The sequence below is a fragment of the Streptomyces bluensis genome (genome assembly GCF_014650715.1).
Taxonomy (GTDB): Bacteria; Actinomycetota; Actinomycetes; order Streptomycetales; family Streptomycetaceae; genus Streptomyces; species Streptomyces bluensis.
Window position 1 is genome coordinate 1107672 of the sequence record NZ_BMVM01000001.1, and the last position, 14928, is coordinate 1122599.

At 68.3% G+C, this 14928-nt stretch carries 13 protein-coding genes and 1 riboswitch; of the genes, 2 read left to right on the forward strand and 11 right to left on the reverse strand.

Features of this window, described 5'->3' with window-relative positions:
- Positions 1-173: 173 nt before the first annotated feature.
- On the forward strand, positions 174-368 hold the full coding sequence (locus tag IE262_RS05125; RefSeq protein WP_134044096.1) for a DUF5999 family protein: 195 nt from the start codon (positions 174-176) through the stop codon (positions 366-368).
- A gap of 93 nt (positions 369-461) precedes the next feature.
- Here IE262_RS05125 and gcvP read toward each other — a convergent pair whose 3' ends face one another.
- Positions 462-3371: an aminomethyl-transferring glycine dehydrogenase gene (gene gcvP, locus IE262_RS05130; protein ID WP_189871515.1), complete on the reverse strand. Its 2910-nt coding sequence runs from the start codon at positions 3369-3371 to the stop codon at positions 462-464.
- Positions 3372-3546: 175 nt separating this feature from the next.
- A riboswitch (glycine riboswitch) is annotated at positions 3547-3641 on the reverse strand.
- 121 nt (positions 3642-3762) lie between these two features.
- On the opposite strand from gcvP, the gene IE262_RS05135 reads away from it, so the two are divergent.
- Positions 3763-4131, forward strand: coding sequence for a PRC-barrel domain-containing protein (locus IE262_RS05135; protein WP_181587353.1), 369 nt, complete (start codon positions 3763-3765; stop codon positions 4129-4131).
- Positions 4132-4396: 265 nt separating this feature from the next.
- Here IE262_RS05135 and IE262_RS05140 read toward each other — a convergent pair whose 3' ends face one another.
- The 10 genes from IE262_RS05140 to clsA all read right to left on the reverse strand — a co-directional run bounded on the left by IE262_RS05140 (position 4397) and on the right by clsA (position 14762).
- Complete coding sequence (locus IE262_RS05140; protein WP_189871517.1) at positions 4397-5770, reverse strand: DNA polymerase IV; 1374 nt, start codon at positions 5768-5770, stop codon at positions 4397-4399.
- Positions 5771-5848: 78 nt separating this feature from the next.
- Entirely contained in the window at positions 5849-6520 is a 672-nt protein-coding gene (locus tag IE262_RS05145; RefSeq protein WP_134044088.1) for a MerR family transcriptional regulator, read from the reverse strand.
- A 379-nt stretch (positions 6521-6899) separates the two neighbouring features.
- Positions 6900-7373 (reverse strand): bifunctional nuclease family protein, encoded by a 474-nt coding sequence (locus IE262_RS05150; RefSeq protein ID WP_028797289.1) that lies wholly within the window; start codon positions 7371-7373, stop codon positions 6900-6902.
- An 85-nt stretch (positions 7374-7458) separates the two neighbouring features.
- Positions 7459-8217: a transcriptional regulator FtsR gene (ftsR, locus tag IE262_RS05155; protein WP_189871519.1), complete on the reverse strand. Its 759-nt coding sequence runs from the start codon at positions 8215-8217 to the stop codon at positions 7459-7461.
- Between the two features lie 17 nt (positions 8218-8234).
- Positions 8235-9065, reverse strand: a complete 831-nt coding sequence (locus tag IE262_RS05160; protein WP_189871521.1) for a zinc-ribbon and FHA domain-containing protein — start codon at positions 9063-9065, stop codon at positions 8235-8237.
- A gap of 190 nt (positions 9066-9255) precedes the next feature.
- Entirely contained in the window at positions 9256-10197 is a 942-nt protein-coding gene (locus tag IE262_RS05165; protein WP_189871523.1) for a DUF881 domain-containing protein, read from the reverse strand.
- A 5-nt stretch (positions 10198-10202) separates the two neighbouring features.
- Positions 10203-10535, reverse strand: a complete 333-nt coding sequence (locus tag IE262_RS05170; RefSeq protein WP_131564207.1) for a small basic family protein — start codon at positions 10533-10535, stop codon at positions 10203-10205.
- Positions 10532-11437, reverse strand: coding sequence for a DUF881 domain-containing protein (locus IE262_RS05175; RefSeq protein WP_189871525.1), 906 nt, complete (start codon positions 11435-11437; stop codon positions 10532-10534). The genes IE262_RS05170 and IE262_RS05175 overlap by 4 nt, the downstream gene beginning before the upstream one ends.
- A gap of 105 nt (positions 11438-11542) precedes the next feature.
- Positions 11543-14038 (reverse strand): mannose-1-phosphate guanyltransferase, encoded by a 2496-nt coding sequence (locus IE262_RS05180; protein WP_134044076.1) that lies wholly within the window; start codon positions 14036-14038, stop codon positions 11543-11545.
- A gap of 115 nt (positions 14039-14153) precedes the next feature.
- A complete protein-coding gene (clsA, locus tag IE262_RS05185) occupies positions 14154-14762 on the reverse strand; it encodes a cardiolipin synthase ClsA (protein ID WP_134044073.1) in 609 nt (202 codons plus the stop codon).
- Positions 14763-14928: the final 166 nt, after the last annotated feature.

The following is a 14928-nucleotide window of genomic DNA, read 5'->3' on the forward strand; positions in this document are numbered from 1 at the left end:
TCAACCTGTGAGAAAAGCGGTGCCGCAAAACCGCTGCGGATTGACGCTCGTAGGGCAACACTGGGACCGATCGACTTATCACAACGGGGGCGGCCATGAACCATGCTTCAAGCCGCGAGCCGGCCACAACAGCAATCCCACACACCACGACAAACCGAAAGATCCCTACCACCATGTGCCAGCATCAGCCATCGTGTCCGACAGCCGAATCCGCCGACCGGGATTCCGCCCGCCTCGTGGCGCACCACCCGGAGCAGGGCTGGAGCCTCCTGTGCAACGGCGTTCTGCTCTTCGAGGACACCGGTGAGCTCCTGCCCGACGGCCAGATCATCGCCCCGCACCGTCCACACGCGATGACGGCCGTCTGAGTCGCACACCACGGCGGGCAACCGCCCGGAGACCTGAAGGGGCCGGCCGGAGAAGCACTCTCCGCACCGGCCCCGACGCATACCCCGGGATGACTACTCTTCGTAGGCGTCCAGCGGCGGGCAGGAACAGACCAGGTTCCGGTCGCCGAAGGCCTGGTCGATCCGGCGCACCGGCGGCCAGTACTTGTCCGCGGCCGAGACGCCCGCCGGGAACACGGCCTCCTCGCGCGAGTACGCGTGCTCCCACTCCCCGCCGAGCGCGGCAGCCGTGTGCGGGGCACCCCGCAGCGGGTTGTCGTCCGCCGGCCACTGCCCCGAACCGACCCGCTCGATCTCCGCGCGAATCGCGATCATCGCCTCACAGAAACGGTCCAGCTCGGTCAGGTCCTCGGACTCGGTCGGCTCGATCATCAGCGTCCCGGCCACCGGGAACGACATCGTCGGCGCGTGGAAGCCGTAGTCGATCAGCCGCTTGGCGACATCGTCGACGGTCACGCCGGTCGCCTTGGTCAGCGGCCGCAGGTCGATGATGCACTCGTGCGCGACGAGGCCGCCGGGGCCGGTGTAGAGCACCGGGTAGTGCGGCTCCAGGCGCTTGGCGATGTAGTTGGCGCTGAGGACCGCCACCTGTGTGGCGCGCTTGAGCCCCTCACCTCCCATGAGGCGGACGTACGCCCAGGAGATGGGCAGGATGCCCGCGGAGCCCCAGGGGGCTGCCGAGATCGGGCCCACGCCGCCCGCCGCGTCGGCGGCTGATGTCCCGGCCGGACCGGCCGCGGGCTGGAGCGGGTGGTTCGGCAGGTACGGCGCGAGGTGCGCCCGTACGCCGACGGGGCCGACACCCGGACCGCCGCCCCCGTGCGGGATGCAGAACGTCTTGTGCAGGTTCAGGTGCGAGACGTCACCGCCGAAGTGACCCGGCTTGGCCAGACCCACCAGCGCGTTGAGGTTCGCCCCGTCGATGTACACCTGGCCGCCCGCGTCGTGCACGGCCGCGCAGACGTCGGCGACATGCTCCTCGAACACGCCGTGCGTCGACGGGTAGGTGATCATCAGCACCGCCAGCTCGTCGCGGTACTGCTCGATCCTGGCCCGCAGGTCCTCGACGTCGATCTCGCCGTCCTCGGCGGTCTTCACGACGACGACCTTCATACCGGCCATCACGGCGCTGGCCGCGTTCGTGCCGTGCGCGGAGGACGGGATGAGGCAGACCGTGCGCTGCTCGTCACCGTTGGCACGGTGGTAACCGCGTACGGCCAGCAGTCCGGCGAGCTCGCCCTGCGAACCCGCGTTCGGCTGGAGCGACACCCTGTCGTACCCGGTGATCTCGGCGAGACGTTCCTCCAGCTCGGTGATGAGCGTGAGGTAGCCCTGCGCCTGCTCGGCGGGCGCGAAGGGGTGCAACTGCCCGAACTCCGGCCAGGTGACCGGCTCCATCTCGGTGGTCGCGTTGAGCTTCATCGTGCAGGAACCCAGCGGGATCATGCCGCGGTCGAGGGCGTAGTCGCGGTCGGCCAGCCTGCGCAGGTAGCGCAGCATCGCGGTCTCGGAGCGGTGCTGGTGGAAGACCGGGTGGGTCAGGTAGTCGTCGGTGCGCAGCAGCGCGGCCGGCAGCGTGTCCTCCGTCGTCTTGTCCAGCGCCTCGATGTCACCCTTGACGCCGAACGCCGTCCACACCGCGCCCAGCTGATCCCGCGTGGTGGTCTCGTCACACGCGATCGACACCTGGTCGGCGTCCACGAGCCACAGGTTCACCCCGTGCTCGCGTGCGGCCGCGACGATCTCGGCGGCCCGCCCCGGCACCCGCGTGGTCAGCGTGTCGAAGTACGCGCCGTGCACGACGTCGACTCCGCCCGCGGTGAGGCCGGCGGCGAGGATCGTGGCGTACCGGTGCGTGCGCCGGGCGATGGCCTTCAGCCCGTCGGGCCCGTGGTACACGGCGTACATGCCGGCCATCACGGCGAGCAGCACCTGGGCGGTGCAGATGTTGCTGGTCGCCTTCTCGCGGCGGATGTGCTGCTCCCGCGTCTGCAGGGCGAGCCGGTACGCCTTGTGTCCGTCCGCGTCCACCGAGACGCCCACGAGCCGCCCCGGCAGGCTGCGGGCGAACTTCTCGTGCACGGCCATGTAGCCGGCGTGCGGCCCGCCGAAGCCCATCGGCACGCCGAAGCGCTGCGTCGTACCGACCGCGATGTCGGCACCCAGCTCTCCGGGCGAGGTCAGCAGGGTGAGCGCGAGCAGGTCGGCGGCCACGGTGACCAGGGCGCCCAGCTCGTGCGCCTGCTCGATGACGGGCCTCAGGTCGCGTACGGCACCGGAGGCGCCCGGGTACTGGAGGAGGACGCCGTTGATCTCGCGCTCGGCGATCCCGGCCGGAATGCCCTCGCTCAGATCGGCGACGACGACCTCGACCCCGGTCGGCTCGGCACGCGTCTCGATCACGGCTATGGTCTGCGGCAGCGCGTCCGCGTCGACCAGGAAGAGGCCCTTCTTGTTCTTGCCCATGCGCCGCGACAGCGCCATCGCCTCCGCGGCCGCCGTGCCCTCGTCGAGCAGCGAGGCACCCGAGGTCGGCAGGCCGGTCAGGTCGGCGACCATCGTCTGGAAGTTCAGCAGCGCTTCGAGGCGCCCCTGCGAGATCTCCGGCTGATACGGGGTGTAGGCCGTGTACCAGGCCGGGTTCTCCATGACGTTCCGCAGGATGACGGGCGGCGTGAACGTCCCGTGGTAGCCGAGCCCGATCATGGAGGCCAGCACCTGGTTCCGGTCCGCGAGGGAGCGCAGCTCGGCGAGGACCTCGGGCTCGGTACGGGCGCCCGGCAGCTCCAGCAGCTCGGCGTTCTTGATCACGTCCGGCACCGCGGCGGTGGTCAGCTCGTCGAGCGAGCCGTACCCGACCTGGGCGAGCATCTTCGCCCGGGCCTCAAGGTCGGGGCCGATGTGGCGCTGCTCGAACGGGGTGCCCTGTTCGAGCTCGGAGAGCGGGATGCGATCGGCGGTCATTGCGGAGGCCTCCTGGTCTGACGCGACCTTCGAGGGGCACCACGGCGCGGGTGCCCGGACGGCCTCCCCCTCTGTCATCTCAACCTGAGAGCTTCGCCGGGTCACCCGAGGGTCCCGGCTTTCACCGTCGGTGAGAGCGGAAGCCGTCGACACCCGCTCTGCTTTCCAGAGTGACCTCGTCCGTGCGGTACAGGGGCCTGAGAGATTCCGGGGAGGAGTTGCTCCTTCGGCGCCTCCGACGATGCCGGAGGACTCTCCCGCACGGGGTCAGCAGCCGTTGTCAGCCTACCAGCGCGGTCAACGCACGCGCCTTCGAGTGGCCACCTCCCTCGATGTGCCTTTTCGTAGTGTTACGGATGAGTTGCTCCATATGCGATCACTTGGAGGGCCCGTGCAGACCGACATTGATCCGCGCAATCTGATCGGCCGCAAAGCGTTCGACCGCAAGGGCACCAAGATCGGCACCGTCGACGAGGTGTATCTCGACGACGCGACCGGAATCCCCGAGTGGGCGGCGATACGCATGGGCCTGTTCAGCCGAGACGCCTTCGTCCCCCTGGAGCCCAGCGAACTGGTAGAGGGCGCCCTCCGCGTCCCCTTCGACCGCGCCCTCATCAAGGACGCCCCCGACTTCGGCGTCGGCCGCCACCTCTCCCCGGAGCAGGAACTCCAGCTCTACCACCACTACGGCCTGGACATCGCCCCTCCTCCCCCGGTGGACAGCGAATTCGGCCGGATCGCGGGCACGGAGGAGGCCTGAGCAGCAACAGTCCCACGACCAGGACGACTCGTCCCGCAGCGCCGGCGGCGGAGCCGGGCAGCCCGCCACCCGGCGCCCTTAGGGCCCTGCTGCCGAATCTCTGCGCCGTCGCGACGCCCGGCACGCCGAGAGCGCGCGCCGCACGCCGCATGGCCCGCCCTCGGGCGAACGATGGAACTGCACCCCGAAGCCGAAGAACTCAGGCCCTGCCGCCCGGCTCCCGCCATTCGGGTTCACTCTTTCGCCGCAACGGCCCCCTCCGGCCTCAGCCCTCTTTCCTCCCCACCGCCGTCACCTCCGACTGTCCTGGCCCATCCCGTTTCAGCGGCAGCGGATCGGCCGGCTGGAGGGCGGGATCGTCGGTACGGAAGGTGCGGACGCGGCCGGGTGCCGAGTCGGGCGTCTCGAAGCGCACGGTCACACGGCCCAGCCCACTGCCCTGGACCCACCCGTGCCCGTACTCGGCGTGGCGTACGTCGTGCCCGGCGGGCCACCGCCGCTCGACGGGCGCGGTGTCCTCCCGGGCCGGCTCCTCCAGCGCGTCCTCGTCGTCGAGAGGTGTCTCCCCCGCCGCCTGAGCGAACAGGTCCTCCTGCGTGTAGTCGGCGAGCCCGCTGACGCCCACCCCGAGCAGCCGTACGCCGCCCGTGGTGTCCACGGCCTCCAGCAGTCGCGCCGCCGTCTCCCGCACCACGGCCGGATCGTCCGTGGGCCCCCGCAGCGTCTCGGACCTGGTCAGCGTCGAGAAGTCGTACCTCCTCACCTTCAGCACTATGGTCCGCCCGGACAGCCGCGCCCCGCGCAGCCGCCGCACACAACGGTCCGCGAGCCGCTGCACCTCCGTGCGGACCCGGACCCGGTCGTGGATGTCCACGTCGTAGGTGTCCTCCACCGATACCGACTTCGTGTCCCGCTCGGCCACCACGGGCCGGTCGTCGTGCGCCAGCGCCATGGCGTACAGACCGTGTCCGTGGGCCTTCCCCACCAGTCGCACGAGCTCGTCCTCACCGGCCTCGACGATCTCCTCGACCGTCGTGATCCCGGCCCGCCGCAGATGGTCCCCGGTCGCGGGCCCCACTCCCGGCAGGATCCGCACCGACCTGGGCCCGAGCAGCGCCCGCTCGGTCCCGGGCTCGATGAGCACAAGCCCGTCGGGCTTGGCCTCCTCGGACGCGATTTTCGCGAGCATCTTGGACGCGGCAAGCCCCACGGACCCGGTCAGCCCGGTCACGGCCCGGATGTCCGCGCGCAGCTTCGTCCCGGTGAGGCGCGCCGATTCCGCGTCCCAGGCGGCTCCTCCGGCCTCCAGGTCGACGAACGCCTCGTCCAGGCTCAGCGGCTCCACCAGCGGCGACAGCGCACGCAGCAGTCCCATGACCTGCTCGCTGATCGCCCGGTACAGCTCGAACCGCGGCACGAGATACGCGGCGTGGGGCGCGAGCCGCCGGGCCTGGGCCATGGGCATCGCCGAGTGCACCCCGAAGACCCGCGCTTCGTAGGAGGCGGTGGCGACCACCCCACGCGGCCCGAGCCCGCCGACGATGACGGCCTTCCCGCGCAGGCTCGGCTTGGATGCCTGCTCCACCGAGGCGTAGAAGGCATCCATGTCGAGATGCAGGATCGTGGGCGCGGTTCTCACAACTCCGATGCTGCCCTACACCACTGACAATGCGCCGGTACGGCAACCCGCACCGGGCCCCGGGCGGTCCTGCGTCGTTCAGACCGCCCGGTTCCGGCGCCGTGCCAGCTCGTCCGCGGGGTTGTGACCCATGAGCGTCTCACCCGTGTCGACCCGCTCGCCGTGCAGCTGGGACAGAGCGCTCTCCACATCCCGCCACACCACGCCCACGGCGATCCCGAAGATGCCCTGCCCGCCCTGCAGCAGGGCGTGGACCTCGTCGGGGGACATGCACTCGTAGACGGTCGCGCCGTCGCTCATCAGCGTCATCCGCTCCAGGTCCTGGAAGCCACGCTCTCTGAGGTGCTGGACAGCGGTGCGGATGTTCTGCAGCGACACGCCGGTGTCGAGGAACCGCTTGACGACCTTCAGGACGACGACGTCCCGAAAGCTGTAGAGCCGCTGTGTACCGGATCCGTAGGCGGGCCGTACGCTCGGCTCGACGAGCCCTGTGCGGGCCCAGTAGTCGAGCTGCCGGTAGGTGATGCCGGCGGCCGCGCACGCAGTGGGGCCGCGGTAACCGATCTGCTCTGCCGCCTCGGACGCCGCCCCCGCGTCGACCGGCACCGCCGTCGGCCTGGGCGAGACGTTGCCGGAATGGGGATACCCCCTGCTCGCGCGGAGCCGAACGCTCGGGGGAGGGTACGGGCCACTCTCCCCCGGACTGTGTCCCGGGGCGCCCCCAGCCGTACCGTCGCCGCTGTTTCTCACGCCGACCTCCGTCCTTGACCTGCCTTCTCGACGGTAGGCAGTCACCAGGGGTGCGTCAACGATCGCCACACTCGGCACGCCGAGTGATAATCACCCAAGGAGTGGTTTCCCGTGCCCTGCCGCTGGGAAAGGCTAGCCGAATGCGCTTTCGCCGGGCCGCGTAATACCACGCCGCCATCGGTACGCAGGGCGCACACGACCACGAATCGCCCCAGCGATTTCCAAGCCTCGCACTCACCGGCGGACTGTCTCCTGGCCCAACCGGCAGACTGACCGAAGGCGCTGTGGCGGACGGATCCGCGGACTGCTTTCCCAGCCGACCGGACCGGCCTTGCTTGGTCCCGCTAAGAAGCGCCGCTCCCTGGCCCCGCGAACCGACTCACTGGCTGCTCGTACCGAAGTCCTCGGGCGAGATCTGGTCGAGGAACTCGCGGAACTTCTCCACCTCGTCCTCCTGCTCGTCCGGGATGGCGATGCCGGCATCGTCAAGCACTCCATCGCTGCCGAAGATCGGCGTCCCGGTGCGCAGGGCCAGCGCTATGGCGTCGGACGGGCGGGCGCTCACCTCGACGCCGCTGGCGAACACCAGCTCCGCGTAGAAGACGCCCTCACGCAGATCCGTGATGCGCACTTCCGTGAGTTCCTGGCCGACGGCCTCCAGCACGTCCTTGAACAGGTCATGGGTCAGCGGTCGAGCGGGGGCCATACCCTGCTGTGCGAAAGCGATCGCCGTTGCCTCCCCCGGCCCGATCCAGATGGGGAGGTAACGGTCGCCTCCCACTTCACGCAGGAGCACGATCGGCTGGTTGGAGGGCATTTCGACCCGGACACCTACGACATCGAGCTCGTTCACACAGCAACCCTAGGCCGTGCGCGGGACGTTTGGGTAGTCGGACAGAGAATGGCCCACCAGACCGGTCCCGTCCCACCCCGGAGAGTCAGGGCAGCCTCACTCGGAGCGCTGTCTGCACCAGTGCGGCGTGCAGCTTCACCGTGAGCCCCGCCAGCTCCTTCGTACGGGCCTCCGCATGGGCCCTGGTCTGCGGATTGCGGTGGCGTCGCAGGGGCGACACCACTTGGTCGACGAGGCCCGCCTCACGGTCGGCGGCGGCTTTCATGGCCCGCAGGTGCCGTGGCCCGATCCCCACCCGCCCCAGTTCCACCAGAAGGGTGGCCACGGTCGCCGCCTCCGGGTCGTACGCCCCGTCGGGCAGCGCACAGACGAGTCCGTACGACTCCCACTCGGCCAGCTGGTCCTCGTCGATCTCGGCTGCGGCCAGGAGCTCCGCCCGCCCGAGCCGGCCCGCTGCCGGATCCGGGGGCTCCCCGAAGATCTCGTCGAGCCGCTGCTCCCCCTCACCCGTGTCACGCTGACGCCCCAGGACGGGCAGCCGCACCGGGTCACCTCGCTCCAGGGCGTCCAGATGTTCCCGGATCACCTTGAGCGGCAGATAGTGGTCCCGCTGCATCCTCAGCACGTGGCCGAGCCGCTCGACGTCCTCGGCACTGAACTTCCGGTACCCCGACGGGGTACGCTGCGGCTCGACCAGCCCCTCCGACTCCAGGAAACGGATCTTGGAGATCGTCACTTCGGGGAACTCGTCGCGCAGCACGCTCAGCACCGTGCCGATGCTCATCAGTCCGCTGTCCGTGGCGGCGGCGCCGTTCCCGGCACCACCGCTCGGTGTATGAAGCATGGACCTTCCCTGACGGGTCAGTAGCCTCGCTGGCTCGCGTAGAAGACCAGGCGGTACTTGCCGATCTGCACCTCGTCACCGTTCGAGAGCGCGACCTGGTCGATCCGCTCCCTGTTGACGTACGTGCCGTTCAGGCTGCCGACGTCGGCGACCGTGAAGGAGCCGTCCGCTCCGCGACGGAACTCCACATGACGACGCGAGACAGTCACGTCGTCCAGGAAGATGTCGCTCTGCGGATGACGCCCCGCCGTCGTCAGGTCACCGTCCAGGAGGAACCGGCTGCCCGAGTTCGGACCGCGGCGTACCACCAGAAGGGCCGAACCGAGCGGCAGCGCGTCCACGGCCGCCTGCGCCTCGGGCGACAGAGCCGGCATGGGCGTCTGACCGGTGCTCTCGGAGTCGTACGCCTCGATGCCCGAGATGGAGATCGTGGAGGTCGTCTCGGACGGGCGCTCTGCGGCCGCCCCGGCCCGCAGCGGCGCACCGCAGTTGGAGCAGAAACGGCTGTTCTCCGCGTTGCGGTTACCGCACCTCGTACACACCAGGGCCGACATGGACGGATCCTCCTGCCGCGGCTGCCCCGCCGGGGCATGGGACTCGTACGGGCCGGGGCCGAACCCTCCACCCGCACCTGGGGTTGACGGATCCCCGAAACCTATGCGGCCGGACTGGGCAGGGTCAACTGACGGCGCGCCCTGACCTCCGGAAATGTCACCGCCCGGACCAGAAACCTGATCACGGAACAGAGGGCGCTGGCCCTCTTCGTCGGGCTGTGCCCGATGGCGAGCGGTAGCGTTGTCGCTGCCCTCTCGCGCGCTCTTGCCGAACAACTTCGCAAACAACTTCACGGGCGATTCCCCTTGACCGAAACAGACCCGCCCGTGGGGCAGGACGAACCCTGATTGACCACATCGGTCGACCCGGACATCCTCACAACGTCCGTATCCACCAGACAGTTTCCACCACGCACCACCCGTTTGGTGCGCCGACCCCCCGCAACCTCATGCCCCCGTCCGACGGCCCCCATGCACCCGGGGTTCACTGGGAGGACGACCGAGCGTAGTCAGGCCGCTCCGCCGCCCGCAAGGCGTCCACGATGATCTTGTCCGCCCGCTCCACAGTCACCGTGGCCTGCTCCTTCTCCAGCGTCTGCACCACGCCTCCCGGGATGTTCAGTGCGGGCTCCAGGTCCTGCGGCTTGCCGATGACCTTGAAACGATAGGGCTGGGTGATCTTGTTCCCGTCGACACTGATCCGCTTGCCCGATTGCGTCAGATACGTGCTGGCGACAACTCGTACACCATTCACCTGGATCGCCTCCGCGCCGGCCGCGCGCAACTCCTGGATCGCGTCGAGCAGCATGTCCGCCTCGACCGTCCCCTTCGTGTCATTGATCGTCAATGTGATGCCGGGTCCCTCCGCCGCCACCGTGCCCGCGAGGACGCCGAGTTTTCTCTCCTTCTCGACTGTCTGCTTCCGGGCCTCCTCGGCCTGGTCCGAACTGTTCTCCAGCTCGGTGCGCTGATCTTCGAGACCCTGCTTCTCCTCTTCCAGACGCTGAGTACGGTCATCCAGTTCATCAAGAATGCGAACGAGATCTGCCTGACGTGCGCCACGCAGAGCGCTGTCGTTGTCGCTGTTGGAGGCCACCTGCACGGCCAGGCCGAAGCCGAGGCCGAACAGCAACAGGGCCACGATGAGTTGGGCCCGTGTGACGCGCGGCGGCCACAGCCCCATCACGAGCCGCTGCCGACCGGTCAGAACAGGCTGCTGGTCCTCCTGCTCGGTCTCCTGAGCGGCAGCGGTGGGCTCGGAGGGCACCTCTTCGGGAAGTTCCCGGCGCAGTCGCGTCTGCGGCGCCTCCTCCCGGCCTCTGTCCTTCTGTCCGCCGTCCTTCTGCCCGCCGTCCTTCTGCCCGCCGATCTTCGGGACGCCGTCCATGCGCAGGTTCGTCGTCGGCGTTTCGTCGTGGTCGCTCATCGGCCTCACGCCTGGAAGACGTGCCGGCGGATCGCCGCGGCGTTGGAGAAGATACGGATACCGAGGACGACCACGACGCCCGTGGACAGCTGGGCGCCGACACCCAGCTTGTCGCCCAGGAACACGATCAGCGCGGCCACGACCACGTTCGACAGGAACGACACCACGAAGACCTTGTCGTCGAAGATGCCGTCCAGCATCGCGCGCAGGCCTCCGAACACGGCGTCGAGCGCCGCCACGACGGCGATGGGAAGATACGGCTCAACCACCGCCGGAACCTCGGGCCGGACCAAGAGTCCGGCCACGACTCCCACGACGAGGCCCAGTACGGCGATCACGATGTGCCCTTCTCAGTTCTCGGTTCTGCGGTTCGTACGATCACGCTCGGCGCGGCAGGCAGCCGCACGCCGCCCTCGACGGAGATGGCCGTCCGGATTCCGAAGTTCTCCTGCAGCGCATGCAGATACAACCCGTCGGGGCTGTTCTGGAACCTGGTGCTCAGCTTCTTCCCGTCCCCCACGGCAAGCACCGTGTACGGCGGCACCAGCGGCTTGTTGTCGACCAGTATCGCGTCACCCGCGGCCCGGATCGCGGACAGCGCCGTCAGCCGCTGCCCGTTGATCGAGATCGCCTCGGCGCCCGACTGCCACAGCCCGTTGACGACCCGCTGCATGTCGCGGTCACGGACGCGACCTGTGTCGGAGAACCCGGAGGTCGCCCGTGCGTCGCCGTTACCGCCCGAGCTGGCATCCTTGGCGTCGTTGACGACGAGCTTGACACCGGGACCGTGCACCTCGACGGCCCCCGAAAGAATACCTACGAGCTCCCCCTGGTCGCTGCCACCGCCCTTTCTGAGCGCCTCGCGCTGCCGAGCGCTCACGTCGCCGCGCAGCTCGTCAATGGCGCCTTCCAGCTTGTCCGCCGCCGCGGTCTCGCGCTCGATACGGTCGATGAGCTCCTCGCGCTCCTTGGCCACGACGGGGGCCGCGACGCGTGCCTGCGCCGCTCCCAGCGTCACCACGAGGGCCGCGAGCACCAGACCAGCGGCCAGCCCGAGCTTGGCCCGCACGGTCTTGGGCATGCCGCTGATGCCCTCGGTCTGCTTGCGTGCAGCGGCCTCGGCGTACCCGTCGTCGAGGCTGTGGTCCATGACGTTGGTGAGCAGCGACATGGAGGCGTCCGGGCGCGAGGGTCGCGTAGGGGTACCCCGAACGGGGGTCTGCTGCGGCATGCCGCACATAGTCGCACGTCGCGATCAGTACCTCCGAATGGCCCCACCGGGTGGCCCGATCGGCGTGCCGGACAAGCCCCGTTGGGGGTACTTGTCCGGCACGCGCGCGTGTGCTCAGCGCCCGGCGCTGTCCACGACCTCCGCCCACTCGTCCAGGAGCGCCTGCGCGGACCGGTCGTCGGGTCCCTCGGCCCACAGATGCGTGACAGCCTCGGCCGGGTCGGGCAGTACCATCACCCACCGCCCGTCGGTCTCCACGACCCGAACACCGTCGGTCGTGTCGACAAACCGATCCCCGGCGGCCTCTACGACCCTCCGCATGACCAGTCCCTTCACAGCCCAGGGCGTTGCGAGATCCCGCTTGAGGACATGCGCCCGTGGAATCCGCGCGTCGATCTGGCTGAGCGTGAGCTGCGTCCGGGCCACCAGCCCGATGAGCCGCACGAAGGCCGCCGTCCCGTCGAAGACACTGCTGAACTCCGGCACGATGAACCCACCGCGCCCGTCCCCGCCAAAGATGGTCGAGTCGTCACGCCCGACCCGGGTGAGATCGTCGGGCGACGTCGTCGTCCACTCCACCTGCGTACCGTGATACGCCGCCACCTGTTCCGCGATCCTCGTGGTGGTCACCGGCAGCGCCACCCGTCCGCTGCGTCGCTCCGCCGCCACCAGATCGAGCATCACCAACAGTGCCCGGTCGTCCTCGACGATGCGCCCCTTCTCGTCAACGAGCGAGAGCCGCTCACCTACAGGGTCGAACCGCACCCCGAACGCGGCCCGCGACGACGCCACGATCTCGCCCAGGCGCACCAGCCCCGACCGCCGCATGTCCGCGGTCTCCGTCGGCCGGGACTCGTTGAGACCGGGATTGATGGTCAGCGAGTCCACCCCGAGCTTGCCGAGCAGGCTGGGCAGTACGAGCCCGGCACTGCCGTTGGACGCGTCCACGACGACTTTGAGGCCCGACTCGGAGATCCCGGTCGTGTCGACGTTCCGCAGCAGCGATCCGGTGTACGAGTCGAAGACGCTCGCCGGGAAGTGCAGGTCACCGATCTCTCCGGGGAACGCCCGCCGGTACTCCTGGCGCGCGAACACGCGGTCCAGCTTCCGCTGGCTCGTCTGGGAGAGGTCGGCCCCCTGCCCGTCGAAGAACATGATGTCGACGGAGTCCGGCACTCCGGGCGTCGTCCGGATCATGATCCCGCCTGCGCTGCCCCTGGCAGTCTGCTGCCGGGCCACCGGCAGGGGCACGTTCTCCAGGTCGCGTACGTCGATGGCACTGGCCTGGAGCGCCGAGATGACCGCCCGCTTCAGCGCACGGGCACCTCGCGAATGGTCGCGGGCCGTGGTGACGGTGGAGCCCTTCTTGAGGGTCGTCGCATACGCCCCAGCGAGTCGTACCGCCAGCTCTGGCGTGATCTCCACGTTCAGGATGCCTGACACACCGCGGGCACCGAACAGATGCGCCTGCCCCCGCGATTCCCAGATCACCGAGGTGTTGACGAAGGCGCCGGCCTCGATGGTCTTGAAGGGATAGACCCGGACGTTTCCCTGCACGATCGATTCTTCACCGACGAGACACTCATCGCCGATGACGGCACCGTCTTCGATCCGCGCGGCCCGCATGATGTCGGTGTTCTTTCCGACGACACAGCCCCGCAGATTGCTGTGCTGGCCGATGTACACGTTGTCGTGGACGACGGCCTTGTGGAGGAAAGCCCCTCTTTTCACGACGACATTCGACCCGACGACGGTGTGCTCACGGATTTCGACGTCGGCCTCGACCTTTGCGTAGTCACCGATGTACAAGGGCCCCCGCAGCACCGCGTCGGGATGCACCTCGGCGCCCTCGGCAATCCACACCCCGGGCGAGAGCTCGAACCCGTCGATCTCGACGTCGACCTTGCCCTCCAGGACGTCGGCCTGCGCTTTCACATAGCTCTCGTGGGTACCGACGTCCTCCCAGTAGCCCTCGGCGACATAGCCATAGATCGGCTTGCCTTCCTTCATCAGCTGGGGGAAGACATCGCCGGACCAGTCGACGGGAACGTCGGGCTCGACATAGTCGAAGACCTCGGGCTCCATCACGTAGATGCCCGTGTTCACCGTGTCCGAGAAGACCTGGCCCCAGGTGGGCTTCTCCAGGAATCGCTCCACCTTGCCTTCCTCGTCCACGATGGTAATTCCGAATTCCAGGGGATTCGGCACCCTCGTCAGGCAAACGGTGACCAGCGCACCCTTTTCCTTGTGGAAGTTGATGAGCTCGGTGAGGTCGAAGTCGGTCAGAGCATCGCCGGAGATGACGAGGAACGCGTCGTCCTTCAGTGCCTCCTCGGCGTTCTTGACGCTCCCGGCAGTTCCGAGTGGCTTCTCCTCATTGGCATAGGTGAGCTCCATCCCGAGCTCCTCACCGTCACCGAAGTAGTTCTTGACGAGCGAGGCCAGGAACTGGACAGTTACGACGGTCTCGTTGAGTCCATGCCTTTTGAGCAGCCGCAACACGTGCTCCATGATCGGGCGGTTCGCCACGGGCAGGAGCGGTTTGGGCATGCTTGAGGTCATGGGGCGAAGGCGCGTGCCCTCGCCTCCGGCCATCACGACGGCCTTCATGTCGGAAGCGTCCTCCTCGAAGAGACGACGGTCTAGCCGACTTCACCCGTCCAGATTGTCCCGCACTTTTCCGACACGGGCCATCAGGCCACTACGGCTGCCCAATCAGGCGAGCTCAATCGGCCATGGCGTCCGCCCTGACAAGTCGGCGGACCTGAACCACGTAGAGGATCCCTGCCCACCAGTACAGCGTTGTACCCCATCCGGCGAACGCCCATCCGAAAATAGCAGCGAGTGACGAGATCCATCCACTTCCGTCACTGAGCAACAGCAACGGGAAGGCGTACATCAGGTTGAAGGTAGCGGCTTTCCCTAGGAAGTTCACCTGCGGTGGTGGATAGCCATGACGCCTGAGGACCCCCACCATCACCAACAGAACCAGGTCTCGCGCCAGCAGTACAGCGGTCAACCAAAGTGGCAGAATCTCGCGCCAGGTCAGACCCAGCAGAGTCGACAGAATGTAGAGCCTGTCGGCGGCGGGGTCGAGGAGCCGGCCAAGGCTGCTGATCTGGTTCCAGCGCCGAGCCAGCTTGCCGTCCAGATAGTCGCTGACGCCGCTCAGCGCCAGTACCAGAAGCGCCCAGCCGTCACTGTTGGGGCCGCCGAACTCCGGCCAGAGGATCAACCACAGGAAGACTGGCACACCGACGAGCCGCGCCATGCTGAGGATGTTCGGGATGGTGAGGACCCGGTCTGTCTGGATCCGGGTCTCCTGGACCTCCACCCGGGGGCCTCCTGTGGGAAACGAGCCAACTATGCCTCCTGACCCTACCTCACGCAAAAAAGCTCTGGCTCTTGGGCATCTCACCCAAGAGCCAGAGCTCTAAAAGGAGTTCGGCGGTGTCCTACTCTCCCACAGGGTCCCCCCTGCAGTACCATCGGCGCTGTAA

Coding starts and splice junctions, on each gene's coding strand:
- IE262_RS05125 (WP_134044096.1), top strand. CDS start 174: ATGTGCCAGCATCAGCCATCGTGTCCGACAGCCGAATCCGCCGACCGG.
- gcvP (WP_189871515.1), bottom strand. CDS start 3,371: ATGACCGCCGATCGCATCCCGCTCTCCGAGCTCGAACAGGGCACCCCG.
- ftsR (WP_189871519.1), bottom strand. CDS start 8,217: ATGCTTCATACACCGAGCGGTGGTGCCGGGAACGGCGCCGCCGCCACG.
- IE262_RS05165 (WP_189871523.1), bottom strand. CDS start 10,197: ATGAGCGACCACGACGAAACGCCGACGACGAACCTGCGCATGGACGGC.
- IE262_RS05175 (WP_189871525.1), bottom strand. CDS start 11,437: ATGTGCGGCATGCCGCAGCAGACCCCCGTTCGGGGTACCCCTACGCGA.
- IE262_RS05180 (WP_134044076.1), bottom strand. CDS start 14,038: ATGAAGGCCGTCGTGATGGCCGGAGGCGAGGGCACGCGCCTTCGCCCC.